Here is a 25078-nt window from a genome sequence, read left to right as displayed (position 1 = left end):
GGCCGCTCGAGCGCATCGCCGGGGGTGCTCGGTTGGCGGAGTCAAGTCCGCCGGCGTGGTTACGGGCGCGTCCGCACTTAGCAGTGCGTCCCGTCACTCGAACACTTCATTACGGCGAGCGTGGGCCCTATGTGGACTTTGATCACGAAACTGGCTCCTCGTTCGAATGGGCGAGGAGCCAGTTTTGCGCTCTGAGCTGCGCAAATGCAGTGCCCCCGGCAGGATTCGAACCTGCGACACCCGCTTTAGGAGCGTGATCATTAGCTCACTCGTCTTGCCTGATCTGGCTTGATGTTTCGCCGTTTTCGCAGGTCGGCGTCCTGATGGGGGAAGGCGGGGGAGTGATCTTTCACGATGCTTCGCGGGCCTTCTTTATCTTGCTGTTCCCATCAGGTTCCCAGCCGAGGGCATGTGGGACGGTCTTCGAGAGTTGGCAGAGGTATCTACGCAGGTTCGCCGCCCAGTCGGATTCCATTGAGCACCGCAGATGCTTTGGAGGAGTAAACAGGCTCGCTCCCTTGGCCGGGAGTTGAGCCAGTGGCCGTATTCGCAGGTCAGCAGCCTGATCACAGGCTAGCTCGTCCTTGCTCCGTTCGGAACAGGATCTGCTCCGCCTGGGTTGTCTCCAGGCTCCCCCAGGTGCCGTACGGCGGCGACTTCTGGGGCCAGGCGCTGCTGGGCGCGTTGGCGTCGTGCCCTGTGGTTCTTCAAGGCTTGTGTCAACGGCCAGTTCGTTCGGCTCCGATCCACTTCTTGTGGCCCAGCCGCACAGAGCCACGGCAGTGGCGTGTCGGTGAGCCAGTCGGCGAGCGGCAGGGCGTTCCGGGCAACGCCGACGACCGGGACGCCGGGCATCGGCTGGCGCCGGACCAGTCGACGGCGCTGCGGCTTGTCGTCCTCGCAGACCGGCTGTACGCCGTTGAGGTGCCGGTCCTGGCCTCCGGGCTGCTCTTCGGCCCGCTGTTCAGCGAGGGGACATTGAAGGGCGGCTACCGCAGGAAGGGGCATCCGGGCAATCTCCCGGCTGACGGCGCCGACCTGGACGCCCAGCGGCTCGTCGAGCTCGTGTCCGGGCCCCGGGCGGCCAACTTCAGCACATCAAGGGCCAGCTCACGCCACCCACGACACGCCTTCAGGCTCTCTTCAGGTCGAAACCTTAAGTTAACCCTGCAAATGATTTTGCAGGGTTATTGTGTTTCTTGGTTGATCATTGACTAAGCGTTGGCATGCTCTAGAGACGTGAACTACCTGGAGGGAGGCTCATGTTCCGAGGTACGACGGCCCGGACCGTGGTGTCGATCCTCGCCGCCGTCCTGCTCGGCCTTCAGGTCTTCGCGCCCACCGCGTCCTTCGCATCCGCGCACACGGCCCGTCATGCCGTGGCCAAGAGTCAGCCCGGAATCAAGCCCTCCGGGAAGGCGCTGCGCGACGAGATCGTCACCTGCCGGGACGCCAGCCGTCACGGGGACCCGACCGGTCCCCTGCGCACCCGCGACCGGTACCGCACTGCCGCCGACTGTGCACCCGAGGCATCCGACCGTCCACACCTGAGGCAGGGGGCCTCGAAAGCGGGCGAGCCGGGCACATCCCGTACCGCGCACCACCGCACGTCGAGAGCCTCGGCAGCCCACTCACTGCCGGCACTTCAGGTGTTCCGCTGCTGAGCAGCAGAGCAGTCCCCCTACCTGTCCTGTAAGCCGACGCGCCCCCACGGCGCGCCAGGAGGAATCACCACATCATGCAACCCCTCATCGACAACGCCCGCACGTTCGGACAGCGCCCTGAGGAGTTCGCGGACCTCGCCCAAGGCCAGTCGCCAGAGGTCCTGTTCATCACCTGCGCCGACTCCCGAGTCGTCCCGGCCCTGATCACCGGCGCCCGCCCCGGCGAGCTCTTCGAGCTGCGCACCGCGGGCAACATCGTCCCGCCGTACGCCTCCGAGCACCCCACCAGTGAGGCGGCCACCATCGAGTACGCCGTGGAGGTCCTCGGCGTCCAGCACATCGTGGTCTGTGGCCACTCGCACTGCGGCGCCGTGGGCGCTGTGGTGCGCGGCGATGACCTGAACGCCGTACCCGCCGTGCGTGACTGGCTCACGCACGCCGCGGACGAGCCCAAGTGCTCCGACCCCGCCGACCCGACGGTCGCCGAGGCTGTGCAGCACCACGTCCTGACGCAGCTGCTGCGGCTGCGCTCCTACCCTTGCGTCGAGAAGCGCCTGCAGGCGGACCAACTCCGGGTGCACGGCTGGTACTACGAGGTGCACACCGGAGCCGTGCGCGAACACCGCGCGGAGACCGACACGTTCGAGGCGCTGTGAGGGACACCATGACTGTGATGTCGAGGTTCCCTTACCTGCGGCAGGATTTCACCGCCTCCATCGTCGTCTTCCTGGTCGCTGTGCCGTTGTGCGTCGGCGTGGCGGTCGCCTCCGGTGTCCCCGCGGAGCTGGGCCTGGTCACCGGCATTGTGGGCGGGCTGGTCACCGGCTTTCTGCCCGGCAGCAGTCTTCAGGTGTCGGGGCCGGCGGCAGGCCTGACCGTGCTGGTCTTCGAGGCGGTCAGCGAGTTCGGAGTGGCCGCGCTCGGCGTGATCGTGCTGATGGCCGGGCTGCTCCAGCTCGCCATGGGCTTCCTCAGGGTGGGCCGCTGGTTCCGGGCGATATCCGTCGCCGTCGTGGAGGGCATGCTCTGCGGCATCGGTCTGGTGATCATCGCCAGCCAGCTCTACGCGGCGTCGGGCCTGAAGGCCCCGGAGACCGGCATCGGCAAGATCGTGGGCCTGCCCGGGGCGTTCGCCGACGCGCTCGGCAGCACCGAGGCCCTGACCTCGCTCGCGATCGGCGCGGGCACCGTCGCCGTCATCGTGCTGTGGAAGAAGATGCCGAAGAAGGTGCAGGCCGTGCCCGGCGCCCTTGCGGCGGTGATGCTGGCCACTCTCGCCTCGCTCGCCTTCAGCCTGCCGGTCGCCACGGTCGAGGTGGAGGGTCTGCTCGGCGTCATCCAGCCGCCCGGGTCCGACGCCTTCGGTGAGCTGGCCAACCCGGCCATCTGGGGCACCATCATCGCGTTCGCGCTGATCGCCTCCGCCGAGTCGCTGTTCAGCGCGGCGGCCGTGGACCGGCTGCACGACGGCCCACGCACCCAGTACAACAAGGAGATGATCGCCCAGGGGGCGGGCAACACAGTATGCGGTCTGCTCGGCGCGCTGCCGATGACTGCGGTGATCGTGCGCAGCTCCGCGAACGTCCAGGCGGGCGCGAAGACCAAGGCGTCGCGGGTGCTGCACGGCGTGTGGATCCTGCTGTTCGCCGCCGCGTTGCCCTCCGCCCTGGCGCTGATCCCGCTGCCCGCCCTGGCCGGCATCCTGGTCCACGCGGGCTGGAAACTCATCCCGTTCCGCCAGATCGCGACGCTGTGGCGGGACCACAAGGGTGAGGCGCTGATCCTCATCGTCACCGCCGTGTCGATCGTCGCAGTGAACATGTTCGAGGGCGTGCTCATCGGCCTGGCCCTTGCGGTGATCAAGACCGCCTGGGAAGCCTCGCACCTCAAGTTGGAGGTCATCGACAAGGGCGTCGGCCCGATCCAGGCGTACCTGTCGGGCAACGCGACCTTCCTGCGCCTGCCGAAGATCCTCGGCAGCCTGGAGGCGCTGCCCCAGGACCGGCCCGTCGAGCTGGATCTGTCCGGGCTGCACCACCTCGACCACGCCTGCCGCACGGCCCTGGAGAACTGGGCCGAGCGGCACAGCGAAACCGGCACCGAGCCGGTGAAGGTCACCTCGGCGAGCTGACACCCTAGGCCAGGCGGGGCGGTACGCAACCCATGTTGCCTACCGCCCGGCCTGACGGCCTGGGAAACGAATCACCCCGCAACCTGCGGTCGGCCCTCCGCGACACCAGAGGGTCGGCCGCTACGGCTGTCATCCGACCGCGTGGGCACAACCGTGCCCTTACCGAGCCTGGTTAGGCCTCGCAGTGACGCCCTGCGCTGCGGGCGCCGTCAAGGCCTGCGAGGAGGGTCTTGCCTCTTCGCCAGCCAGGCCAGTCGGGCGTGGCGGGACGCTTTCCGAGGTGCAACGTTGTCCACTTCGTGAGGCTCGTTCCCGAAGCGGGCCGCCATCGCCGACTGCCCTCTCGGGACCGCCCCGCTGCTCGAACGTCTCACCCGTCGCCCGTCCCCCGCGCCCGATCAGCCAGCCCAGGCAGCCACCTCTACGACACCAGCACCGACTGACCCAGCGGCGGCCCTTCGAAGCAGGTCACTTCCCGTAGGCCTGGTTCCAGCGCGCGCGGTGACGGGAGTCCCCTTGACCGTGCCCGTTCGAATGTCCGAAGTGCGACTAACGCGCAGTTCAATGTTCCCAGGATGTTCCCATTACGCATCCGAAGGCCTTCCAGAGCGTTTCCCTGGAAGGCCTTTAGTGCGCTGACCTGCAAATTTTGTGGTGCCCCCGGCAGGATTCGAACCTGCGACACCCGCTTTAGGAGAGCGGTGCTCTATCCCCTGAGCTACGGAGGCAACGGCTTGCTGGAACCCTGGCGAGACGCGCGACGCGCTTCCCCGGGTCTTGGCAAGTGGTGCGAGCGGCGCTCTCACCCCTGCGGGCGCGCTAAGGCTCCCTGGCTGCGAGGACGCTCGACGGACAGACTAGCGGATTGGGGCGCGGGCGAGTGAGTGGGCTGCGGTGCGTGATCGTTCAGGGGGTGGTGCTCGGGGTCCGGAGGGAGCACTTCCGGTTGCGGGTGGGGGGTGGGGCGCGGAGCGTGGTTGCGGGGACCGACGCTGCCGCCCCGCCACCGCTGGCCACTCCGGAGGAGTACCCGTGCCTGTGACGTGCACTCGACCGCTGCTCCGCACCGTCGCTGCGGTCATCGGGCTGCTGCTCCTGGCGTCGTGCGGGGCTGGTACGGAAGCCGAGACGTCGCAGATCAGACCGAACCCGCCGTCGACCATGCTGGGGCAGCTGAATATTGAGGGCGTAGTGCTGGTCACCAGCCCTGATGGCGGCTGGCCGGTGTCGGTGTTCGCGGGTATCTCCAATCGGGGCACCCGCGACGACACCCTGACCGGGGTCAGACTGGGCTCGCCTGGGGTTCCGGCGAAACTGACGCCGGGAAAGGGCGAGATGGCCAACCCCGACGCCTCGCCCGGGCCCGAGATCCCCGCCGGGGGGATCGTTCTGCTCGGCGCACCGGGCGCGACGACCGCCATCGTCCGGGCGCCCGGCCGCGCCCCCCAGGTGGGTGAGGTGCACCCTGTTGTCTTTGAGTTCCGGCGTTCCGGCCGGGTTTCGCTGGACGTTGAGGTCGTCCGGGGTACCGGCGAATACGCCACGTACGCCCCTGAGGGTGCTAAGGGCGGATGATCCGTACCCGGTGGGTGCCCGTGGGGGTGGCGGTGAGGATCTGGGCGCGGATGCCGGTGCGGTGGTCGGCGTAGGTGTCTCCCGGGGTGTAGGGGGCGTCGGTCAGTTCGGGGTGGAGGCTGGGGTCGTCCCGGGTGAGGCAGCCGCCGCTGTCGGGACGGGAGTCGGAGACCCGTACGGGGCCCTGGCCGCTGCGGGCCCGGGTGTTGATCCGGGCTATCAGCACTCCGGGGCGGCAGACGAGCTGGTCCAGGTGGCTCCGGGTGCGTACTTCGAGGGTGAGGACTTGGCCGGGGGCGATGGGGAGGGCTACCAGCTTCAGGCCGTTCGGGTGGGCGCTGGGGGTGATCCGGTGCTCGGTGACACCGGAGCGGGTTACGCAGACCGTCTGGTCGGCGGCCAGCCAGCCCAGCTTCCACTTGTGCCAGGCCAGGAAGTCATTGGTGGGCCCCCAGTCCGACTCCATGACATCCCAGTGCCCGGCCAGTAGCGGGGGTTTCCCCTTCCGGGTCCAGTAGAGGTCGGGCAGGCCGAAGGTGTGGCCGTTTTCGTGGGGGAGGACCCGGAAGGCGCTGGGTCCGGTCTGGCGGCTCCAGATGAAGCTGATGTTGCGCAGGGAGGGAAGGAGGGGATAGCCGGCGAAGGAGACCGAGAGTACGGATTCGGTGGCCGGTGGCCCGGCGTTGGGGGCGACCAGGATGTTGGCCAGGTCGTAGTCGGCGAAGTCGATGTCGCCCCGTACGGCGGCAGCGATCTCCCGTATCAGGAGGTCGTAGCCCCGGTTGCTCCCCTCCCGCCAGCGGGTGCCGCGGTCTATGCCGTACGCGGCGAAGGGCTTCGACATCCGCAGCCAGCGGTGTACGGGGACCGGCCGGTAGTCCAGGCGGCCGTAGGAGCTGGCGGCGAAATAATCCGTGGTTGCCGGGAGGAATTCCGCGTAGCGTTCCCGCGTGCTGCCCTCGGCGGGCGCGTCGGGGAAGTCGATGAAGAGCGTCAGTGCTCGCACGGTGCCGCTGGAGCGGGCGTAGCCGTGCGGGGTGGGCATGGCCTCGGAGACATCCCCCGTATAGCCGGGCAGGGCACAGGGGCCGGAGGGCGCCATTCCAGGGCGGACACGTTCGTTGGCCTCGACGGGGACGGCGCCCAGGGAGAACGCCAGTGCTCCGACGGCGACGAGTGCCGTACGACGACGGGGACGGGCTATCGGCTCCATGGGCTGATGCTCCGCGGTGGACGGGGACTCCGCCATCTGGGTGCGCCGCTTGGGTGGAGTGTGAGGCAGGGCACAGACCGCCGGGAAATAAACGGGGAACACTTCCCCGTTTAGCTGGGCAGACTGCGAACGGGGAGGAGAGGACATGGGGATGCGGGCGGACGCGACACGTAACCGGGAGCGGATCGTCGCCGCCGCCCGGGAGATCTTTGTCGAGCTGGGCGGTGAGGCGCCGCTGGACGAGATCGCCCGCCGCGCGGGTGTCGGCAACGCCACGCTCTACCGGCACTTCCCGGATCGCGACGCGCTGGTCCATGGCGTCGTCCTCGCCGTCACCGGCCGTATCGCCGAGCGCGCCCGGGCCGCCCTCGATGCGGAGGCCGACCCCTATGAGGCGCTGCGCTGTTTTGTCTTCGGCGCCATGACCGAGCGGATCGGGGCGCTCTGCCCGCTGCTCTCCCAGCGCTTTGACGCCGACGACCGCGAGCTGCTCGCCGCGCGGCAACGGCTCGAAGGGGTGGTCCAGGAGCTGCTCCACCGGGCGCAGCGAGCGGATCAGGTCCGTACCGATGTGGCTGCCGGCGACCTCATGGTCGCCCTCAGCCAGCTCACCCGGCCGCTGCCCGGCACGGCATGCACACAGCTCGAACGCTTTATGGAACGCCATGTGCAGCTCTTCCTCGACGGGCTGCGCGCCCCGGCGAGGTCCCGGCTGCCTGGTCGGCCCGCGACCCTGGAGGACTTCCGGCAGACCGCCTGACCGTAAGCACTTAAGCACTTAAGCGCTCAGTAGCACTCAGTCCTTTTCTTCTTCATCTGCGCCAAGAGGTGGCCTCGCCATGCCTGAACCGGCTTCTCAACCCGATCCGAAGCGCTGGACAGCGCTCGCCTTCATCGCCATAGCTCAGCTGATGGTCGTGCTCGACGCGACCATCGTGAACATCGCGCTGCCCTCCGCTCAGTCCGACCTCGGGATCTCCGACGGCAATCGGCAGTGGGTCATCACCGCGTACGCCCTCGCCTTCGGCGGACTGCTGCTCTTCGGCGGCCGGATCGCCGACCTGTGGGGCCGTAAGCAGACCTTCATCACCGGTCTGATCGGCTTCGCCGTCGCCTCCGCGCTGGGCGGCGCCGCCGTCAGTCAGGGCATGCTGCTGGGCGCCCGCGCGCTACAGGGCGCCTTTGGCGCGCTGCTCGCCCCGGCCGCGCTCTCGCTCCTCTCGGTGATGTTCACCGATGGCAAGGAACGGGCCAAGGCGTTCGGTATCTACGGCGCCATCGCGGGCGGTGGCGGTGCCATCGGCCTGATCCTGGGCGGGGTGCTCACCGAGTACCTGGACTGGCGCTGGACCTTCTACGTCAACATCCCGTTTGCGGTCGTCGCCGCGGCCGGTGCGCTGCTGGTCATCCGGGAACCCGCTGAGGCGCGCAACCGCTCCTCGCTGGACATTCCCGGAGTGGTGCTCTCCACCCTTGGACTGGTCGCCCTCGTCTACGGCTTCACCCGCGCCGAGGAGCACGGCTGGAGTGAGCGCGGCACCATCTGGATGTTCATCGCCGCGGTCGCCCTGCTGGCCGCCTTTATCGCCGTCGAGGCCCGTACGAAGGCGCCGCTGCTGCCGCTGCGGGTGCTGGTCGACCGTAACCGGGGTGGGGTCTATCTCTCCCTGGGGCTGGCCATCATCGCGATGTTCGGGCTCTTCCTGTTCCTGACCTACTACCTGCAGATTGTCCAGGGCTACTCCCCGGTGAAGACCGGGTTCGCGTTCCTTCCGATGATCACGGGCATGATCATCGGCTCCACGCAGATCGGCACCCGGCTGATGACCCGGGTACGGCCGAGGCTGCTGATGGGGCCGGGCTTCCTGGTGGCCTCGGCCGGCATGCTGATGCTGACGCAGCTGGAGACCGACAGCTCGTACGCCGCACTCATCCTCCCGGCGCAGCTGCTGCTGGGGCTGGGTATGGGCACCGCCTTCATGCCCGCCATGTCGCTGGCCACACATGGGGTGCAGCCGCAGGACGCGGGGGTCGCCTCAGCGATGGTCAACACCTCGCAGCAGGTCGGCGGGGCGATCGGCACCGCGCTGCTCAACACCATCGCGGCGAGCGCCACCACCTCCTACGTGGCCTCGCGGGCCGCCGCGGCGACCACGGAGCCCGCTCAGCGGCTGCTGCGGCTGGAGTCCATGGTGCATGGCTACACCTCGGCGATCTGGTGGGCCGTGGGAATTCTGCTGGTGGCCGCGGCGATCGCGTTCATCTCGGTCAACGCCCGGGTTCAGAGCGGCGGCCCGGCGGCCGCCGGGGGCCCGACCGACGGTGACGGGGAGCCGGAGCAGGTGCCGGTGATGGCGCACTGAGCCGGTAGTACGGATCGCAGGGCCCCGCTTACGCACGCACGGCGTAAGCGGGGCCCTGCGACGTACGCGCACGGTCAGTTGCCCAGCGGCTTCTCGTACCAGTCCACGTCCCAGTAGCGGCCGAACTTCCGGCCCACCTCCCGGTACGTACCGACGGGCCGGAAGCCGAAGCGGGCGTGCAGGCGGGCCGACGCTTCGTTGGGCAGGGCGATCCCCGCGTAGGCGCGGTGCAGGTCCTGGCCGTCCAGGGCCTCGAAGAGGTGCTTGTAGAGCAGCGTGCCCAGGCCCCGGCCGACCGCGTCCGGGGCGAGATAGGCGCTGACCAGGACGGACGTGGCGTAGCCGGGCCTGGGGTGTAACGGGCCGCTGGTCGCGTAGCCCAGAATCCGGCGGGAGGGTGTCTCCTGCGCAACCAAGAGACGGTGGGGGCCGTCTTCACTGTAGGAGAGCAGCCAAGGACGTCGCTCTTCCGGGGTGAAAGTCTCGGTATCGAATGTGACCGGCGTCTCAGTGATGTAGTGATTGTAGATGCCGGTCAGGGCCTCGAGATCGTCCTCGGTGCCCGGTCTGACCTGGACTTCCCTGCGCTCTGTCATTGGCCGCCCCTTTTTCGGTGGCGGCACAGGGTACTGCATGATCGGGAAAACGATGGGCAAGTTGGGAATTCTGTCCGGATTCTCGTCGTTGTTTTCTTCGTGAGCGGGGACCCGGAGGGCAGAAGAGAGAAGGGTTCCTGGTCCGTTACCGACCAGTTATTGATCACTCGCAAGGGAGCACGCATGGCAACCCGTGCCGTCGCCCGTCGTCAGGCCGCCACCAATGGTGCCGACACGGCAAGCAGTGTGCGCGCAAGCAGCGAAGTCGCTGACCGCGATCTGGTCGGCATGTACCTCGACGAGATCGCTCGCACGCCACTGCTGGACGCGGCCAAGGAAGTCGAGCTGTCGCTGGCCATCGAGGCCGGGGTCTACGCCCGGCGGGTCCTCGACGGGCTGGAAGAACCCCCGTCCGCGGAGGCGCCGAGCGCGACCGCGAGCCGTGAGGAGCTCAAGGCGATAGTCGTCGAGGGCGAGCGCGCCAAGGACATTTTTATCCGTTCAAACCTGCGGCTGGTTGTCGCCGTCGCCCGCCGTTACCCGCGCAGTGGGCTGCCGCTGCTGGACCTGGTCCAGGAGGGCAACGCCGGTCTGGTGCGCGCGGTGGAGAAGTTCGACTACGCCAAGGGTTTCAAGTTCTCCACGTATGCGACCTGGTGGATCCGTCAGGCCATCACCCGGTCCATCGCCGACCAGTCCCGGACCATCCGGCTCCCCGTCCATCTGGTGGAGGAGCTCGGCCGGATCCGGCGGGTGCAGCGGGAGTTCAACCGTGAGCACGGCCGGGAGCCGGAGCCGGAAGAGGTCGCCTTTGAGCTGGGCTCCTCGCCCGAGCGCGTCATCGATGTGCTCGACTGGGCACGGGACCCGGTCAGCCTGAACATGCATGTGGATGACGAGGGCGAGACGCAGTTCGGGGATCTGCTGGAGGACACCTCCGCGGTGTCCCCGGAGCAGTCGGTGCTGACGCTGCTGCGCAGCGAAGAGCTGGAGAGCCTGATCGCACGGCTCGACCACCGCACCGCGTCGATCATCAAGGCGCGCTACGGGATCGAGGACGGCCGTGAGCGCACGCTGACCGAGGTCGGCAAGCAGCACGGTCTGACCCGGGAGCGGATCCGGCAGATCGAGAAGCACGCGCTGCTGGAGCTGAAGAAGATGGCGCGCGACACTGGCTTTGACGCCGCGGCGTAACCCCCGACGTAACCCGGCGTAACCCGCCGCCCCATAGACGAGCCCCCGGTGGACCCCCGACCGCCGGGGGCTCTTTGCTCCCAGATGCCTCTGGAGCGGGTCGCGCCTGGGCCTGTGCGGGTCCCCGTGCCCGACCGTGCGTCTGGCTGTGCCCGGCTTCAACCGCCTGTCCGGTATCTCGCCGGGGCTGCGCGGTCCGGGGCTCAGGGATGGGATTCCTCTTGGGCGTGAACGCCCGGGGTTGAGCCCTAGCGGCCGTAGAGGTCGCGGTAGGAGGGGAACACCCCGCCTGGGCCGGTCACGGTCTCGGCGGCGAGCAGTGCCTTGACCACGGCCCGGGTCAGGATGTCGGCGCCCGCGGCCAGCAGGCTGTTGAGCTCCTGCAGCTGCCCCGACTCCGATGCGGGCAACGGGCGTTCGCCGGTGGCCAGGGCGAAGACCGTATCCCCGTCGTGCAGGAGATGTACGGGCCGTACCGCGCGGGCCAAGCCGTCGTGAGCGGTGCCCGCCAGCTTCTGTGCCTGGGCCTTGGACAGTTGGGCGTCGGTGGCGACAACGGCGATGGTGGTGTTGAGCGGGGGCGGGCCGGATGCCTTGACGGCCTCCGCCAACCTCCGCTGGGCTTCGGTGTGCTGGGCTTCTGACGGGATGGCGGGACGGCGGCCGCTGAAGAGTTCCCCGTAGAGCACACCGGTCGCCGGGTCGAGTACCGAGCCCACCGCGTTGACCACCGCGAGCGCGGCCACGGTGGCCCCCGAGGGCAGCACCGTACTGGCGGTGCCCACGCCACCCTTGAGACCACCGGCCACCGCCCCCGTACCGGCGCCGACATTGCCCTGGGCGACAGTGCCGGGCACATTCCCGGCGGCTTCGGCGGCTTCGGCGGCTTCGGCGGCTTCGGCGGCTTCGGCTGCCTCGCGGCCCAGCGCGGCATCCGGGCGGGCCGCCCAGTCGCCGCCCCGGCCCAGATCGAAGACGCAGGCCGCCGGGACCACCGGCACCACCTGCGCCGGATCCGGTCCCGCCCGCACGCCCCGGCCGCGCTCCTCCAGCCAGGCCATCACCCCGGAGGCGGCGTCCAGGCCGTAGGCGCTGCCGCCGGTGAGGACGACGGCGTCGATCCGCTGCACCAGATTGCGCGGGTCAAGCGCGTCCGTCTCCCGGGTGCCGGGACCGCCGCCACGTACATCCACCGCGGTCACCGCACCGCCCTCCGGAGCCAGCACCACCGTCGTCCCGGTCAGCCAGCCGTCTTCGGTCCGCTGGGCGTGCCCCACCCGCAGGCCCGGAACATCCGTCAGCGCGTCCTGAGTTGTCGTCTCCGTGTCAGTCACGGACCATGCGTATCACTCGCCAGGGCGTGGCGCCCGCTGTCGCCAGTTGCCGCCCGCTGCTGCCCGTTGCCGCGTACAGCGAATGTTGATCAGACGTTCATCGTCCGGCGCGAGGCTGTGGCACATGTCGGCCAATCAACACCACATCTCCCGCATACCCCAGACCGCACCGCAGGGGCCAGCCTCGGCACAGCCTCCGGTACCGGCTGCGGAGTTCATCCATACTCGGCTGGTCGACCAGGCACGCCGGGCGGCGGCCGCGCTGACGCGGCTGGGCGTCCATGGCGGGGAGCGGGTGGCCGCGCTGCTGCCCATGACCCCGGAGTCCGTGGTGACCACCATGGCCTGCGGCCGCCTGGGAGCCCGGCGCTTCACCCTGCCCATCGGGGACCCCGCGTACCTGCTGCGTGACCGGATACAGGAGTCCGGTGCCGGGGTGGTGATCACCGCGGACGGCTGCTTCTACGGTGACCGTTACTATCCGGCGAAGCGGATCCTTGACCGGGCCCTGGCGGACTGCCCAGCGGTACGGTCCGTACTGGTCGTCCACCGGATGGCCCGCCCGGTGCCCTGGACCCCCGGCCGCGACCACTGGTGGCATGAGGCGCTTACTCTGGACGCATGACCACCCCCGCTGCTTCTGAGCCCCGCGACCCCGCGGCCGCGCTGGACTTCAGCGATCCGCTGAGCCAGCGCTCGCCGGATGACACGGACGACGGCTGGGGCGAGCGGCCCACCGCCGGGGGCGGCAGCGGCGGCGCGGCGGATCTGGCCCGCTTTCTGGACGAGAAGCCACCGCACCACCTGTAAGCGCTGTAGCGCTACCGCCGGGTGCAGCTAGCGGGGCTCGGAGGACGGTCCGCGCTGGGCGCCAACCGCCGCTCCATTGCTCGTCTCCATCTCGGTTCGCTGGGTGACCAGCGCGTCCCGGATCTCGGCAAGCAGCTCCAGCTCGGTCTTCGCGGCGGGAGTGTCGTCGACCGGCTTCCTGGCGTCCAGCCGTGCCTTGTACTTGTTCATGGGCCTGATCATGCAGAAGTAGACGACCGCTGCGGTGATCAGAAAGGTGAGCGAGGCGCTGAGCACCGAGCCCCACTGGATGGTGATGCCCTCCATCTCGCCCGCCGCGTTCTCCGCGCATGGGGCCTTGAGACAGAACTGGTACTCCTCCAGGTCCTTGGGGCCGACCGCGCCGACCACGGGGTTGATGACGCCCTCCACGACCGAGTTCACGATCTTGGTGAAGGCAGCCCCGATGACGACGGCGACGGCCAGTTCGACCACATTGCCCCGCATCAGGAATTCCTTGAACCCCGCCAGGGCGCCCTGCTTTTCCTCGCTCAACAGACTGCCTTTCCTCACAGCTGAACACGCTGAACACGCTGAATAAATCCGGCCACAGGCACGCTGCCCGAGCCCTGCCGCGAATGTCCAGTCGGTGACTCCGTACGGTCGGTCGGTACGTCAACCGCACTGCGCCACCGTCAGCCGGGAGTGTGCCGCCGCACCCGCGAGCTGGGCCGCGGTCGGCCGTGGCACCGGCAGTACCACCAGCGCGCCTTCCCCCGCCGACCCCCCGGTGCCGCCGGACTCCGGCACCTTGGCCACCCGGGCGCAGCGGGCGACAATGCGGGCGCGGTCCGCAGCGGAGCCGTCCGGTGCGCTCGCCAGCACATCCACCCGGTCGCCCGGCTTGAGCAGCCGCACCGTCGCAGGATCCGCGATCCGCACCGGCGCCGCGACCAACTCGGCGGCGGGCCCAGCGGCGGTCTCCCGGGACGTGCGCTCCGGTGGCTGCGGCTCCGCACGTGGCGCCGAGACCACCATCGCCGTGGCGGCCACCGCCAGCGAGATCGCCACCGCACGCCGTCTGCGGCGCATCGCCGCGCACAGCCGGTGCCGCCGCCAGCCGCCCGTCCGCAGCGGTTCAAACTCCGGTACGACGGACGGCGGGGGAGGAGAGGGCGGGGGAGGAGCGGAGGAAGGGGTAGGGGCCATGGCCGTCACCGCCTCGAGATCGGGAAGGAACGCCACCACCGTGCCCGACCGCGCCGAATCCCGCTGAGCGCTGTGGACTACTCACGAGTTGTGGACAGCGCTACGGCAGCTCGATCCCCAGATCCAGTCCGGCCAGTGCGCCCGCACACGAGCAGAGCCGCTCCGTAGGCAGCCCGCCCACCGCGTCGAAAAGGACCTCGCGCAGCCGCCCGAGGTTCTCCCGGAAGACCCGCATGACCTCCTCATGCGAGACGCCGTCGCCTGCCTCGGCCCCCGCGTCCAGATCGGTCACGAGCGCCAGCGAGCTGTAGCAGAGCCCCAGCTCACGGGCGAGTACCGCCTCCGGATGACCGGTCATACCCACCACCGACCAGCCCTGTGCGGCATGCCAGCTGGACTCCGCGCGGGTCGAGAAGCGCGGGCCCTCGATGACGACCATCGTGCCGCCGTCCACCGGCTCCCAGCCGCACCCGCGCGCCGCCGCCAGCGAGGCTTCCCGGCCCGCCTCGCAGTAGGGATCGGCGAAGGTCAGATGCACCACGTTCGGCTGCTGACCGTCCGGCCGGGGCTCCCCGTCGTAGTAGGTCTGCACCCGCGTCTTGGTGCGGTCGACGAGCTGATCCGGCACCAGCAGCGTGCCCGGCCCGTACTTCTCCCGTAGGCCGCCCACCGCGCAGGGGCCCAGGACCTGCCGTACGCCGATCGAGCGCAGTGCCCACAGATTGGCCCGGTAGTTGATCCGGTGCGGCGGCAGATGGTGCTTACGCCCGTGCCGGGGCAGGAAGGCCACCCGCCGTCCGGCCAGTTCGCCGAGGAAGAGGGAGTCGCTGGGCTGCCCATAGGGGGTTTCCACCGAGACTTCGGTCACGTCGTCCAGAAAGGAGTAGAACCCCGACCCGCCGATGACACCGATCTCCGCCCGCGCACCCCATTCAGTCATGCGCGACACTCTACGGGTCCCTGCTGCGTCGCTGGCTGGGCGCCGCTGTCGGCGGAGGGGATTCCCCTGACCCGCCCCTTCCCGAACCTGGGGGCTGCCGCCCCCAGACCCCCGGTGTTGTGGGCAGTCGTTCCGCTGGGCGGAACGGGTGGGCACAACACCGGCCACCGTTCCGCACCGTCCAACCCCGGGGCCCCGGGGCGAAGCCCCGGTTTCCGGGAAGGGGCGGGACTGGGGAAGCACACCACGGCACCACCCCCGGCGCCGGGCGGAGCCCCGCCACGCAGCGGAGCCGCATATCGGCACAGCCGGGAAGGGGAGGGACACCGGGAAACCCACCCACGGCGACCCGCAGCCGGGCGAAGCCGGCGCGCGGCGGAGCCGCACAGTGGTACAGCGGCCCCGGGCCGCCGGGCCGCATGCGTCGGACCCCGCTGCCCGTTGCCGGGGGCGGGGTCCGTAAGAGCCTGGGTCAGGCCGCGGGGGTGCTTGCCGCAGCGGTGGAAGAGGAGGAGGACGAGGACGAGCTGTCACTCTTCTTCTCGCTCTTCTCGCCGCCCTCAGCCTTCTTCTCGGACTTCGAGTCGGACTTCGAGCCAGCCGGGCTGCTGCTGGACGACGAGCCACGGCTGTCGTTCCGGTAGAAGCCGGAGCCCTTGAAGACAATGCCGACCGCCGAGAACACCTTCTTCAGGCGCCCTTCGCAGCTCGGGCACTCGGTGAGGGCGTCGTCGGTGAACTTCTGCACCGCCTCGAGGCCCTCGCCGCACTCGGTGCACTGGTACTGATAGGTCGGCACTTGCTCCTCCTGGCACTCTTCCCTGTGGAGTGCTAACGACGCTCCATGGTGCAGTATTCCATCGGCTTAGTCCACCGCAACCGGCACACGGTGACCCTCGCCACGTGCCACGACCCTGCCCTCGGGCTGCCGCTCGGCCCTCGGCGTCAGCCAGCCGCGCAGTGCTGCCACGGTCGCCAGGGCCAGTGCCGTACCGGCCAGCGGTACGGCGAATCCGGCGCTCGCGCCGAAGTCGTCAGCCAGCTGCCCGGCCGTGGTCGCCGCCCCGGCCTGGCCGAGCGCGACCGCGCCGGTCAGCCAGGTGAAGGCCTCCGTACGCGCCCCCGCCGGTACCAGCCGCTCCACCAGCGTGAACCCGGTGATCAGGGCCGGGGCGATGGCCAGGCCGGTCAGCAGCCCGACCGCGCCGACCAGCGGTACCGAGGCCACCGAGGCCGCGAACCACAGCGGTACGGTGGCCAGCGCCAGCGCCCCGTAGGCGACGGGCAGCCGCTTCTCGGGGGCCGACCGCCAGGCGATGACGCCGCAGGCCACGCCCGCCAGCATGTTGCCGCCCGCGAAGACCCCGTAGAGCAGCCCATTGGCACCCGGCTGCCCGATGGACTGGGTGAAGGCGGTCAGCGAGACCTGCATCCCGCCGAAGACCGCGCCAATGCCGAGGAAGGCGACGATCAGCACCCGTACGCCCGGCACCGACAGGGCCGAGGCGCGTCGCCCGCCCGCCATACGGCCCGTACGGTGCGCGGGCGGCGCGGTGCGGGTCTGGGCGGCGAACAGCAGTCCGCCGATGACGGTCAGCGTGGCCTCCGCGATCAGCCCGGCGGCCGGGTGGACGCCGGTGCACAGCGCGGTGGCCAGCACGGGGCCGACGACAAAGGTGAACTCATCCGTCACCGACTCAAAGGCCGCCGCGGTCGGCATCAGCCGACCGCCGCTGAGCTGGTGCGCCCAGCGCGCCCGCACCATCGGGCCGACCTGCGGCACCGAGGCACCGGTGGGTAGGGCCATCAACAGCATGGCCCACAGCGGCGCACCGGAGAGGGCCAGGGTGATGAGCACTGAGACGGACGCAGCGTGCACCAGCGCACCGGGCAGCAGCACGGCCCGCTGGCCGAAGCGGTCGGCGAGCTTGCCCGCCTGGGGGGCGCACAGCGCCATGGCGACACCGGTCGCGGCGGAGACCGCCCCCGCGGTGCCGAAAGAGCCGGTGGTGTGCTGGACGAGCAGCACGATGCCGATGGTCAGCATCGCGAAGGGCTGCCGGGCCAGAAAGCCTGGGAGCAGGAATGACCATGCACCAGGGGTGCGCAACAACTGACGGTAGCCGGGCTTCGGAGCCACGGCCTGGCCTTTCTGCTGCCTGGTAGTGCGACGGCCGGCGGCCGGGTATGCACCGAGAGCTGTCCCTCGCGCTCTACGCGCCAGCTCTGCATCAGGCAGATATGGAGAAAAACTTTCCCTTGCAGTGTAGCGGGTCAGTATTGCCTGGCAATCCAAGGTGGCGTAAAGGATCCGCTAACGGTCTCTAGCGGTCTCCCCGCTGGATGCCCGTACTACCCGTATCACCCCGATTGCCCAGCCAGTCCGCCAGCTTGCCACCCCGGCCGACCGCCAGCAGCCGGCGCTCCGTCGCGTCCCGCACCGGATCGGTGGCCACTACCAGCAGCTCATCACCGCGCATCAGCACCGTCGACGGCTGCGGCACAAAGCTCTTCCCCTGCCGTACGACCAGGGTCACCGCCGCTCCTGGCGGCAGCCGCAGCTCGTTGATCTCCACGCCGTGCATCTTCGAGGCCGCCGGGATGGAGACCGACAGCAGATGTCCGCGCAGCCGCTCCAGGGGCGCCGACTCGATATCGACATCGGTCGGGCCTTCGCCCTCGCCCAGCCGTAGCTTCCGCGCCACCCAGGGCAGAGTCGGCCCCTGGAGCATCGTAAGGACAACGACGAGCACAAAAACGATATTGAAGATCCGGTCACTGTGGCCGATCTCGGCCACCATGGGGATGGTGGCCAGCACGATGGGGACCGCGCCGCGCAGCCCCGCCCAGGAGAGCAGCGCCTGATCCCGCCAGGGCTGCCGGAAGGGCAGCAGACACAGCACCACCGACAGCGGCCGGGCCACCAGAGTCAGCGCCAGACCGATCACGATCGCTGGCCAGAAGTCCGCTCCCAGCTCACTTGGAGTGACCAGCAGGCCGAGCAGGACGAAGAGTCCGATCTGGGCGATCCAGGCGACCCCGTCGGCGAAACCCCGTACGGCGGGCCGGTGCGGCAGCTTGGCGTTGCCCAGGACGAGCGCCGAGACGTACACCGCGAGGAAGCCACTGCCCTGAGCGAGCGCGCCGCCGGCGTACGCCAGAACGCACAGCGCCATGACCGCGATCGGATACAGACCGGACGCGGGCAGGGCCACATGCCGCAGCCCCAACTCACCGAGCTTGCCGATGCCCAGACCGACCGCCAGCCCGATGGCGAGCTGCAGCGCTATCTTGCCGAGCAGGATGTACCAGTACGTCGGTTCGTGATCGAGCGCCGAGAGGGCGACGACCAGGATCACCACCGGCGCGTCGTTAAAACCGGACTCCGCCTCCAGCACTCCGGTCAGCCGCTTGGGCAGGGGCATCTTGCGCAGTACGGAGAACACCGCCGCGGCGTCCGTCGAGGAGACCACCGCGCCCAGAATCAGCGCGAGCTGCCAGCCGAGCCCCACCAGATAGTGGGCCGCGGCCGCGGTGACCAGCACGCTGACCGTGACCCCCGCTGTCGCCAGTACCGCCGCCGCCGGGACCGTCGGCCGGATCTCCCGCCACCTGGTGCCCAGACCACCTTCGGCCAGAATCACCACGAGCGCGGCATAGCCGAACACCTGAGTGAGTTCGGCGTCATCGAAGCGCACGCCGAGGCCGTCCTGCCCCATGGCGATGCCGATGCCCAGGTAGACCAGCAGGCTGGGCAGGCCGATACGGGAGGAGAGGCGGACCGCCGTGACCGCGATGAGGAGCACCACGGCAGCGACGAGCAGGAGTTCATTGAGACGGTCGACAGTCAGGGGCCGTTCCTCTTTCTTGTTCTCAACTTTCTGTTCTCAGCATCCAGCTGTTCTCAGCGTCTGACAGACAGCGCAAGTGGCTGAGAATGGCGCAAAACATTCGTTGCCTTGCCTAACAATTTAACATCGCTTGAAGCATCGCCCCCGGTGACCGGTGACTCCCTGTATGGGCCGTCAGTGGCTCCGCCTACAGTTGCTCCAGCACTTCCAGGTCCCACCCTGCCCCTCAAAGGACAGCGATGCCCGCCAAGAAACGGTCCCGACGCGCCCGCTTGATCGTGATCACAGTCGTGCTGCTGCTCGTGGCGGGCGTAGGCGGCGGTACGTTGTGGACGATCAGCACCGTCCGCGAGTCCTTCCCGCAGACCACTGGTTCGGTCAAGCTCAAGGGCCTGTCCGGCACGGTGAACGTCAAGCGCGACGGCAACGGTGTCCCGCAGATCTACGCCAGCAGCGCCGAAGATCTCTTCATGGCGCAGGGCTACGTCCAGGCCCAGGACCGCTTCTGGGAGATGGACGTACGGCGTCATACGACCGCCGGGCGGCTGTCCGAGATGTTCGGTGAGGACCAGGTCGAGACCGACGCGTTCCTGCGCACGCTCGGCTGGCGTGATGTCGCGCAGCAGGAGTACGACACCAAGCTCTCCAAGCAGACCAAGGAACACCTCAGGTCGTACTCCGCTGGTGTGAACGCCTATCTCAAGGAGCGCGGCGGCTCCGGCATCTCCCTGGAGTACGCGGCCCTCGGCTTCGTCAACGACTACAAGCCGCAGCCCTGGACCCCGGTCGACTCCCTCTCCTGGCTGAAGGCCATGGCCTGGGACCTGCGCGGCAACCTCCGGGACGAGGTCGACCGGGCGCTGATGTCCAGTCGGCTGACCGACGATCAGATCGAGGAGCTGTATCCCGGCTATCCGTACGAACGGAACACTCCCGTCGTCGACCGTGGCGCGGTCGACCCGGCGGCGGGCGCCTTCGACCCGGACGGCACCCCGGCCCGGCAGGCCAGCCGTGCGGGCCAGCAGACCCCGGAAGGGGCGCGGACTCAGCTGTCCGCGCTCTCCAGGACCCTCGACAAGATCCCCGCACTGCTCGGCCGCAACGGCAGCGGCATCGGCTCCAACTCCTGGGTGATCTCCGGCGAGCACACCACCAGCGGCAAGCCGATGCTCGCCAACGACCCGCATCTGGCGCCGCGGCTGCCCTCCGTCTGGTATCAGACGGGCCTGCACTGCACCCAGGTCACCAAGGCGTGCCCCTTTGATGTCTCCGGCTTCACCTTCGCCGGAATGCCGGGCGTCATCATCGGCCACAACCAGGACATCTCCTGGGGCATGACCAATCTCGGCGCCGATGTCACCGATCTCTACCTGGAGAAGATCAAGGACGAGGAGTACCTCTACGACGGCGAGTACCGTCCGTATGAGACCCGCAAGGAGACCATCAAGGTCGCCGGCGGTACGGACCGTAAGATCACCGTCCGCTCCACCAAGAACGGCCCCATCGTCTCCGACCGCCATATCGAGCTCGGTAAGGTCGGCGACAGCGCCCCCGTCCAGGGGGTCGCCCCCGACCGGGGCAAGGGCTACGCGGTGTCGCTGCGCTGGACCGCACTCGACCCCTCCACCACCATGGACGCGGTCTTCAAGCTCAACCGGGCCAAGGACTTCAAGGAATTCCAGGCGGCAGCACGCGACTTCGCCGTTCCCTCGCAGAACCTGATCTATGCCGACACCAAGGGCAATATCGGCTATCAGGCCCCGGGCCAGATCCCGATACGGGGCAAGGGCGACGGCCGCTATCCGGCGCCCGGCTGGGACTCGAAGTACGGGTGGGCCCGCTATGTCCCGCAGTCCGAGCTGCCCTATGAGCTCAACCCCGAGCGGGGCTATATCGTCACCGCCAACCAGGCCGTCATAGACCAGCGGACCTACCCGCATCTGCTGACCGAGGACTGGAGTTACGGAGCCCGCAGCCAGCGGATCAACGACCTCATCCAGTCGAAGATCAAGGATGGCGGGAAGATCTCCATGGACGATATGCAGTCCATGCAGATGGACAACAGCAGCGAGATCGCCAAGCTGCTGGTGCCGTATCTGCTGAAGATCGATATCAAGGACGAGTACGTCCGCGAGGCGCAGCAGCTGCTGGAGGGCTGGGACTACTCCCAGGACGCCGACTCGGCCGCCGCCGCCTACTTCAACGGCGTCTGGCGCAACACGCTCATGCTCGCCTTCGGCAACAAGCTCCCCAAGGAGCTGCGGCTCAACGGCAAGTGCCTGCGGGTCCGCCCCGCCGATGACTCCGGCCCGCTGGAGGACATCGACGGCACCGCCCGTACGGTCCGCGAGTGCGGCGAGCGCAGCCCTGAGTCCGCCCAGCCGGACGGCGGCGACCGCTGGTTCGAGGTGGTGCGCGGGCTCCTCAAGGACCCGGACAGCACGTGGTGGCAAGCCCGCGGCAACCTGCACAACCCCAAGGCCGAAAACCGCGATGAGCTGCTCGCCCGCGCCATGAAGGGCGCCCGTGAGGAGCTGACCACCAAGCTCGGCAAGAACATCGACACCTGGAGCTGGGGCCGTATGCACCGGCTGATGCTCAGGAACTCGACCCTGGGCACGAATGGCCCGAGCCTGGTGCAGCGCATGCTCAACCGTGGCCCATGGGAGCTCGGCGGCGGTAAGGACGCCGTCGACGCCTCCGGCTGGAACGCGGCCGGTGGCTACGCGGTCACCTGGGTGCCGTCCATGCGGATGGTGGTCAACCTGGACGACCTCGACAAGTCCCGCTGGATAAACCTCACCGGTGCGTCGGGGCACGCGTACCACGAGAACTACACCGACCAGACCGACCAGTGGTCCAAGGGCGAGCTGCTGCCCTGGGCGTACTCCCGCGATGCCGTCGACAAGTCAACCAACGACACGATGGCCCTGACCCCATAACCAGCCGCGCCACCCCTGTTGTGGGCACTCGCAGCCCCGCGAGGGGCTGTGGGTGGGCACAACACCCGGCCACCGGCCCGCACCGGCCCAACCCCGGGGCCCGGGGCAAAGCCCCGGTTTCCGGGAAGGGGCGGGATACGGGGAACCCCTCGCCGCGCTACCGCGGCCGCGGCTCAGCGCGGAAAGCGGGTGACCCCCGCAGGCGTCACCGCAACGTGAACCGGCTGGTCATGGGCCTCCCCGGGCACCTCCGCGAGCAGTTCGTTCTCGTACAGCAGCACAACCCGCACCGGCGCCGCCCCCGCCGCCTCCAACCGGGCCAGCACCCGGTCGTAGGACCCACCGCCCCGCCCCAGCCGCACACCGCGCGCATCCACCGCGAGCCCGGGCAGCAGGACCGCGTCCGCCGACGTCACCGCGTCCGGGCCAAGGCGGGGGCCGCTCGGCTCCAGCAGGCCCCGCCGGGCGGCCACCAGGCGCTCCGGGCCCTCGTACGTGCCCCAGTCCAGATCATTGTCGGGCAGCAGCACCGGCAGCAGCACCCGCACCCCCCGCGCGCGCAGCGCGTCCAGGAGGACGCGGGTGCCCGGTTCACTGCCGATCGAGACATACGCCGCCACCGTGCCCGCCTCCGCCAGCTCCGGAAGCTCCAGCGCGCGCTGGGCGAGCACCGCGGCCGTCTCCCTCGTGTCACCTTCCGGCAACCGGGACCTCAACTCCAGGAGGTCCCGCCGCAACGCGCGCTTGCTAGCTTCCGTATCCCTGGCTTCCGTATCCCTAGCTTCGGTATCCACAGTGCGTGCGCCCCCTTCTCTGTGCATCCTCCCCCGCCCGTCTCTATGTCCGCATACCGCAACAGACGCACCGGACGCTTACCTTCCGCATAATGTCAGCGGTTATCGTGCGGACCATGACTACATCACGTACTCGGATCAGCAAAGCTGTCATCCCAGCCGCGGGCCTCGGCACCCGCTTCCTCCCCGCCACCAAGGCCACCCCCAAGGAAATGCTGCCGGTCGTTGACAAGCCCGCGATCCAGTACGTCGTCGAGGAGGCCGTCACCGCGGGCCTCAACGATGTCCTCATGGTCACCGGCCGTAACAAGCGGCCGCTGGAGGACCACTTCGACCGCAACCATGAGCTGGAAGAGGTGCTCCGTACCAAGGGCGACGCCACCAAGCTCAGCAGGGTCCAGGAGTCCAGCGACCTCGCGACCATGCACTACGTCCGACAGGGCGACCCCAAGGGCCTGGGCCACGCCGTCCTGTGCGCCGCCCCGCACGTCGGTGACCAGCCCTTCGCCGTTCTCCTCGGCGACGACCTGATCGACCCCCGCGACCCCCTCCTCACTCGGATGACCGAGGTCCAGGAGCAGTACGGCGGCAGCGTCATCGCCCTGCTGGAGGTCGACCCGGCCAGCATCCACCTCTACGGCTGCGCGGCCGCCGCCCCCACCGGCGACGACGATGTCGTCAAGGTCTCCGACCTGGTCGAGAAGCCCGACCCGGCCGAAGCGCCGAGCAACCTGGCCATCATCGGGCGTTACGTCCTCGACCCCGCCGTCTTCGATGTGCTGAGCAAGACCGAGCCCGGGCGCGGCGGCGAGATCCAGCTCACCGACGCCCTCCAGACCCTCGCCGCCGACCCTGCCCTCGGCGGCCCGGTGCACGGCGTTGTCTTCCGTGGCCGCCGCTATGACACCGGGGACCGTGGCGATTACCTGCGCGCCATTGTCAGACTGGCATGCGAGCGTGAGGATCTGGGTCCGGAGTTCCGGGCCTGGCTGCGCCGTTATGTCAGCGAGGAGATGTGACGCTTTGAGCGAGAGCGAGACCTGGTCGGTCGACGAGCATCTGGAGGACATCCTCCGGGCGGTCCGCCCGCTGGAGCCCATCGAGCTCCCGCTCCAGGAGGCACAGGGCTGCGTCCTGGTCGAGGATGTCCTGGTGCCCGCCTCCCTGCCGCCCTTCGACAACAGCTCCATGGACGGCTACGCGGTCCGTACGGCCGATGTCGAGGGCGCCAGTGAGGAGTTCCCGGCGGTGCTCACCGTCATCGGGGATGTGGCGGCGGGCAGCGCCGAGCTGCCGTCCGTCGCCCCCGGCCAGGCCGCCCGCATCATGACCGGCGCCCCGCTGCCGCCCGGCGCCGAGGCCATCGTCCCGGTGGAGTGGACCGACGGCGGCACCGGCGGCGGCCCCGCCACCGCGATGACCGCGCACAGCGCGGACCCGGCCGCGGCCACCGGCGAGGTCCGGGTGCACCGCGCCGCCCGGCCCCGCCAGCATGTACGGGCCCGGGGCAGCGATGTGCAGGCCGGTTCGGTCGCCCTCACCGCCGGTACGGTCCTGGGGCCGCCGCAGATCGGGCTGCTCGCCGCCATCGGCCGGGGCACGGTCACCGTCCGGCCACGCCCCCGGGTGGTCGTGCTGTCGACCGGCAGCGAGCTCGTGCCGCCGGGGGAGGAGCTGCGCCCCGGCCAGATCCACGACTCCAACAGCTATATGCTCACCGCCGCCGCCCGCGACGCGGGCGCCATCGCCTACCGGGTCAGCGCTGTCGCGGACGACGCGGACACCCTGCGGAGTACCGTCGAGGACCAGCTCATCCGCGCCGACGCCATCGTCACCAGCGGCGGAGTGAGTGTGGGCGCGTACGACGTGGTCAAGGAGGCGCTCTCCGGACTCGATGAAGCAGCCGGCGGCGTCGACTTCCGCAAGCTGGCCATGCAGCCCGGCAAGCCGCAGGGCTTCGGCCTGATCGGCGCCGACCGCACCCCGCTGCTCGCCCTCCCGGGGAACCCGGTGAGCTCGTATGTCTCCTTCGAGCTCTTCGTACGCCCCGTCATCCGCACCCTGATGGGCTGCGAGCCGATCCACCGGCCGCGCGCCCGCGCCCGGATCACGGCCGACAAGCCGCTCACCTCTCCGGCCGGGAAGCGGCAGTTCCTGCGGGGCAATTACGTCCCGCCCGCGCACGGCGATGAGACCGTGGGCACGGTCCAGCCGGTCGGCGGCGCCAGCTCTCACCTCATCGCGGCCCTCGCACACGCCGACGCCCTGATCGTCATTCCGGAGGGGATAACGGCCATCGCTCCGGGAACGGAGCTGGACGTCATTCCGCTTGGCTGAGCGCTCATCCGCCGGAACCGCCCGGTACGGTGTCTGCCCATGCCGCGATCCCAGCCGGACCGGGCACCGGACGCGTAACACGCAAGATGAGGAAGAATCAGTGAACAGCCAGCACCTCACGCACCTCGACGATGCCGGGGCCGCCC

The 25078-nt window shown here is 69.4% G+C and carries 22 protein-coding genes, 1 tRNA gene and 1 pseudogene; 13 read left to right on the top strand and 11 right to left on the bottom strand.

Annotation, left to right across the window (positions count from 1 at the left end):
• Positions 1–855 precede the first annotated feature (855 nt).
• From test1122_RS09395 to test1122_RS09380, 4 genes and pseudogenes are all read left to right on the top strand, one after another.
• Positions 856–1033, top strand: a pseudogene (locus test1122_RS09395) (cell division protein ZapE); the annotation flags it as partial.
• A gap of 229 nt (positions 1034–1262) precedes the next feature.
• Positions 1263–1664 carry a hypothetical protein gene (locus test1122_RS09390; RefSeq protein WP_232268700.1) on the top strand — a complete coding sequence of 134 codons (402 nt, stop codon included), beginning with the start codon at positions 1263–1265 and terminating at the stop codon, positions 1662–1664.
• Between the two features lie 74 nt (positions 1665–1738).
• Complete coding sequence (locus tag test1122_RS09385) at positions 1739–2320, top strand: carbonic anhydrase (protein ID WP_232268699.1); 582 nt, start codon at positions 1739–1741, stop codon at positions 2318–2320.
• Between the two features lie 17 nt (positions 2321–2337).
• Positions 2338–3795 carry a SulP family inorganic anion transporter gene (locus test1122_RS09380; protein WP_232268698.1) on the top strand — a complete coding sequence of 486 codons (1458 nt, stop codon included), beginning with the start codon at positions 2338–2340 and terminating at the stop codon, positions 3793–3795.
• A gap of 652 nt (positions 3796–4447) precedes the next feature.
• Here the strand turns inward: test1122_RS09380 and test1122_RS09375 are convergent.
• A tRNA-Arg gene (locus test1122_RS09375) sits at positions 4448–4523 on the bottom strand.
• Positions 4524–4833: 310 nt separating this feature from the next.
• Between test1122_RS09375 and test1122_RS09370 the strand changes: the two genes are divergently transcribed.
• Complete coding sequence (locus test1122_RS09370; RefSeq protein ID WP_232268697.1) at positions 4834–5370, top strand: copper chaperone PCu(A)C domain-containing protein; 537 nt, start codon at positions 4834–4836, stop codon at positions 5368–5370.
• Here the strand turns inward: test1122_RS09370 and test1122_RS09365 are convergent.
• Entirely contained in the window at positions 5357–6583 is a 1227-nt protein-coding gene (locus test1122_RS09365) for a M6 family metalloprotease domain-containing protein (protein ID WP_232268696.1), read from the bottom strand. The two genes, test1122_RS09370 and test1122_RS09365, sit on opposite strands and share 14 nt — an antisense overlap.
• Before the next feature lie 145 nt (positions 6584–6728).
• Here test1122_RS09365 and test1122_RS09360 point away from each other — a divergent pair, with 145 nt between their 5' ends.
• Together test1122_RS09360 and test1122_RS09355 are read left to right on the top strand one after the other, a co-directional pair.
• A complete protein-coding gene (locus test1122_RS09360) occupies positions 6729–7343 on the top strand; it encodes a TetR/AcrR family transcriptional regulator (RefSeq protein WP_232268695.1) in 615 nt (204 codons plus the stop codon).
• A gap of 79 nt (positions 7344–7422) precedes the next feature.
• Positions 7423–8946: an MFS transporter gene (locus test1122_RS09355; protein ID WP_232268694.1), complete on the top strand. Its 1524-nt coding sequence runs from the start codon at positions 7423–7425 to the stop codon at positions 8944–8946.
• A 74-nt stretch (positions 8947–9020) separates the two neighbouring features.
• Here the strand turns inward: test1122_RS09355 and test1122_RS09350 are convergent, their stop codons facing one another.
• The gene (locus tag test1122_RS09350; protein ID WP_232268693.1) at positions 9021–9542 is read right to left on the bottom strand and encodes a GNAT family N-acetyltransferase; all 522 of its coding nucleotides are present in this window, start codon (positions 9540–9542) and stop codon (positions 9021–9023) included.
• 183 nt (positions 9543–9725) lie between these two features.
• On the opposite strand from test1122_RS09350, the gene test1122_RS09345 reads away from it, so the two are divergent.
• Positions 9726–10736 (top strand): sigma-70 family RNA polymerase sigma factor, encoded by a 1011-nt coding sequence (locus test1122_RS09345; protein WP_232268692.1) that lies wholly within the window; start codon positions 9726–9728, stop codon positions 10734–10736.
• Between the two features lie 248 nt (positions 10737–10984).
• Here test1122_RS09345 and test1122_RS09340 read toward each other — a convergent pair whose 3' ends face one another.
• Positions 10985–12070, bottom strand: a complete 1086-nt coding sequence (locus test1122_RS09340; RefSeq protein ID WP_232268691.1) for a P1 family peptidase — start codon at positions 12068–12070, stop codon at positions 10985–10987.
• Positions 12071–12194: 124 nt separating this feature from the next.
• Between test1122_RS09340 and test1122_RS09335 the strand changes: the two genes are divergently transcribed.
• Positions 12195–12695 carry an AMP-binding protein gene (locus test1122_RS09335; RefSeq protein WP_232268690.1) on the top strand — a complete coding sequence of 167 codons (501 nt, stop codon included), beginning with the start codon at positions 12195–12197 and terminating at the stop codon, positions 12693–12695.
• A complete protein-coding gene (locus test1122_RS09330) occupies positions 12692–12880 on the top strand; it encodes a hypothetical protein (RefSeq protein WP_232268689.1) in 189 nt (62 codons plus the stop codon). Before test1122_RS09335 ends, test1122_RS09330 begins: the two co-directional genes overlap by 4 nt.
• A 27-nt stretch (positions 12881–12907) precedes the next feature.
• On the opposite strand, the gene mscL is transcribed toward test1122_RS09330, so the two are convergent.
• The 6 genes from mscL to test1122_RS09300 all read right to left on the bottom strand — a co-directional run bounded on the left by mscL (position 12908) and on the right by test1122_RS09300 (position 18859).
• The gene (mscL, locus tag test1122_RS09325) at positions 12908–13414 is read right to left on the bottom strand and encodes a large conductance mechanosensitive channel protein MscL (RefSeq protein WP_277879819.1); all 507 of its coding nucleotides are present in this window, start codon (positions 13412–13414) and stop codon (positions 12908–12910) included.
• Between the two features lie 120 nt (positions 13415–13534).
• Positions 13535–14068: a hypothetical protein gene (locus test1122_RS09320; protein ID WP_232268688.1), complete on the bottom strand. Its 534-nt coding sequence runs from the start codon at positions 14066–14068 to the stop codon at positions 13535–13537.
• Positions 14069–14168: 100 nt separating this feature from the next.
• Positions 14169–15008, bottom strand: coding sequence for an S-methyl-5'-thioadenosine phosphorylase (locus test1122_RS09315; RefSeq protein ID WP_232268687.1), 840 nt, complete (start codon positions 15006–15008; stop codon positions 14169–14171).
• Between the two features lie 472 nt (positions 15009–15480).
• On the bottom strand, positions 15481–15807 hold the full coding sequence (locus test1122_RS09310; RefSeq protein WP_232268686.1) for an FmdB family zinc ribbon protein: 327 nt from the start codon (positions 15805–15807) through the stop codon (positions 15481–15483).
• A 66-nt stretch (positions 15808–15873) separates the two neighbouring features.
• On the bottom strand, positions 15874–17118 hold the full coding sequence (locus test1122_RS09305; RefSeq protein WP_422396957.1) for an MFS transporter: 1245 nt from the start codon (positions 17116–17118) through the stop codon (positions 15874–15876).
• Positions 17119–17332: 214 nt separating this feature from the next.
• On the bottom strand, positions 17333–18859 hold the full coding sequence (locus test1122_RS09300; RefSeq protein ID WP_232271844.1) for a potassium/proton antiporter: 1527 nt from the start codon (positions 18857–18859) through the stop codon (positions 17333–17335).
• A 239-nt stretch (positions 18860–19098) separates the two neighbouring features.
• On the opposite strand from test1122_RS09300, the gene test1122_RS09295 reads away from it, so the two are divergent.
• A complete protein-coding gene (locus test1122_RS09295) occupies positions 19099–21801 on the top strand; it encodes a penicillin acylase family protein (protein WP_232268684.1) in 2703 nt (900 codons plus the stop codon).
• A 173-nt stretch (positions 21802–21974) separates the two neighbouring features.
• Here the strand turns inward: test1122_RS09295 and test1122_RS09290 are convergent, their stop codons facing one another.
• Entirely contained in the window at positions 21975–22622 is a 648-nt protein-coding gene (locus test1122_RS09290) for a 5-formyltetrahydrofolate cyclo-ligase (RefSeq protein ID WP_232268683.1), read from the bottom strand.
• 89 nt (positions 22623–22711) lie between these two features.
• Here test1122_RS09290 and galU point away from each other — a divergent pair, with 89 nt between their 5' ends.
• Both galU and glp read left to right on the top strand, forming a co-directional pair.
• Entirely contained in the window at positions 22712–23614 is a 903-nt protein-coding gene (gene galU / locus test1122_RS09285; protein WP_232268682.1) for a UTP--glucose-1-phosphate uridylyltransferase GalU, read from the top strand.
• A gap of 4 nt (positions 23615–23618) precedes the next feature.
• Positions 23619–24932 (top strand): molybdotransferase-like divisome protein Glp, encoded by a 1314-nt coding sequence (gene glp, locus test1122_RS09280; RefSeq protein ID WP_232268681.1) that lies wholly within the window; start codon positions 23619–23621, stop codon positions 24930–24932.
• The last annotated feature ends 146 nt before the right edge of the window (positions 24933–25078 follow it).

Source organism: Streptomyces gobiensis (genome assembly GCF_021216675.1).
In the GTDB taxonomy this organism is placed as follows: domain Bacteria; phylum Actinomycetota; class Actinomycetes; order Streptomycetales; family Streptomycetaceae; genus Streptomyces; species Streptomyces gobiensis.
This window is presented reverse-complemented; position numbering and strand designations above follow the sequence as displayed.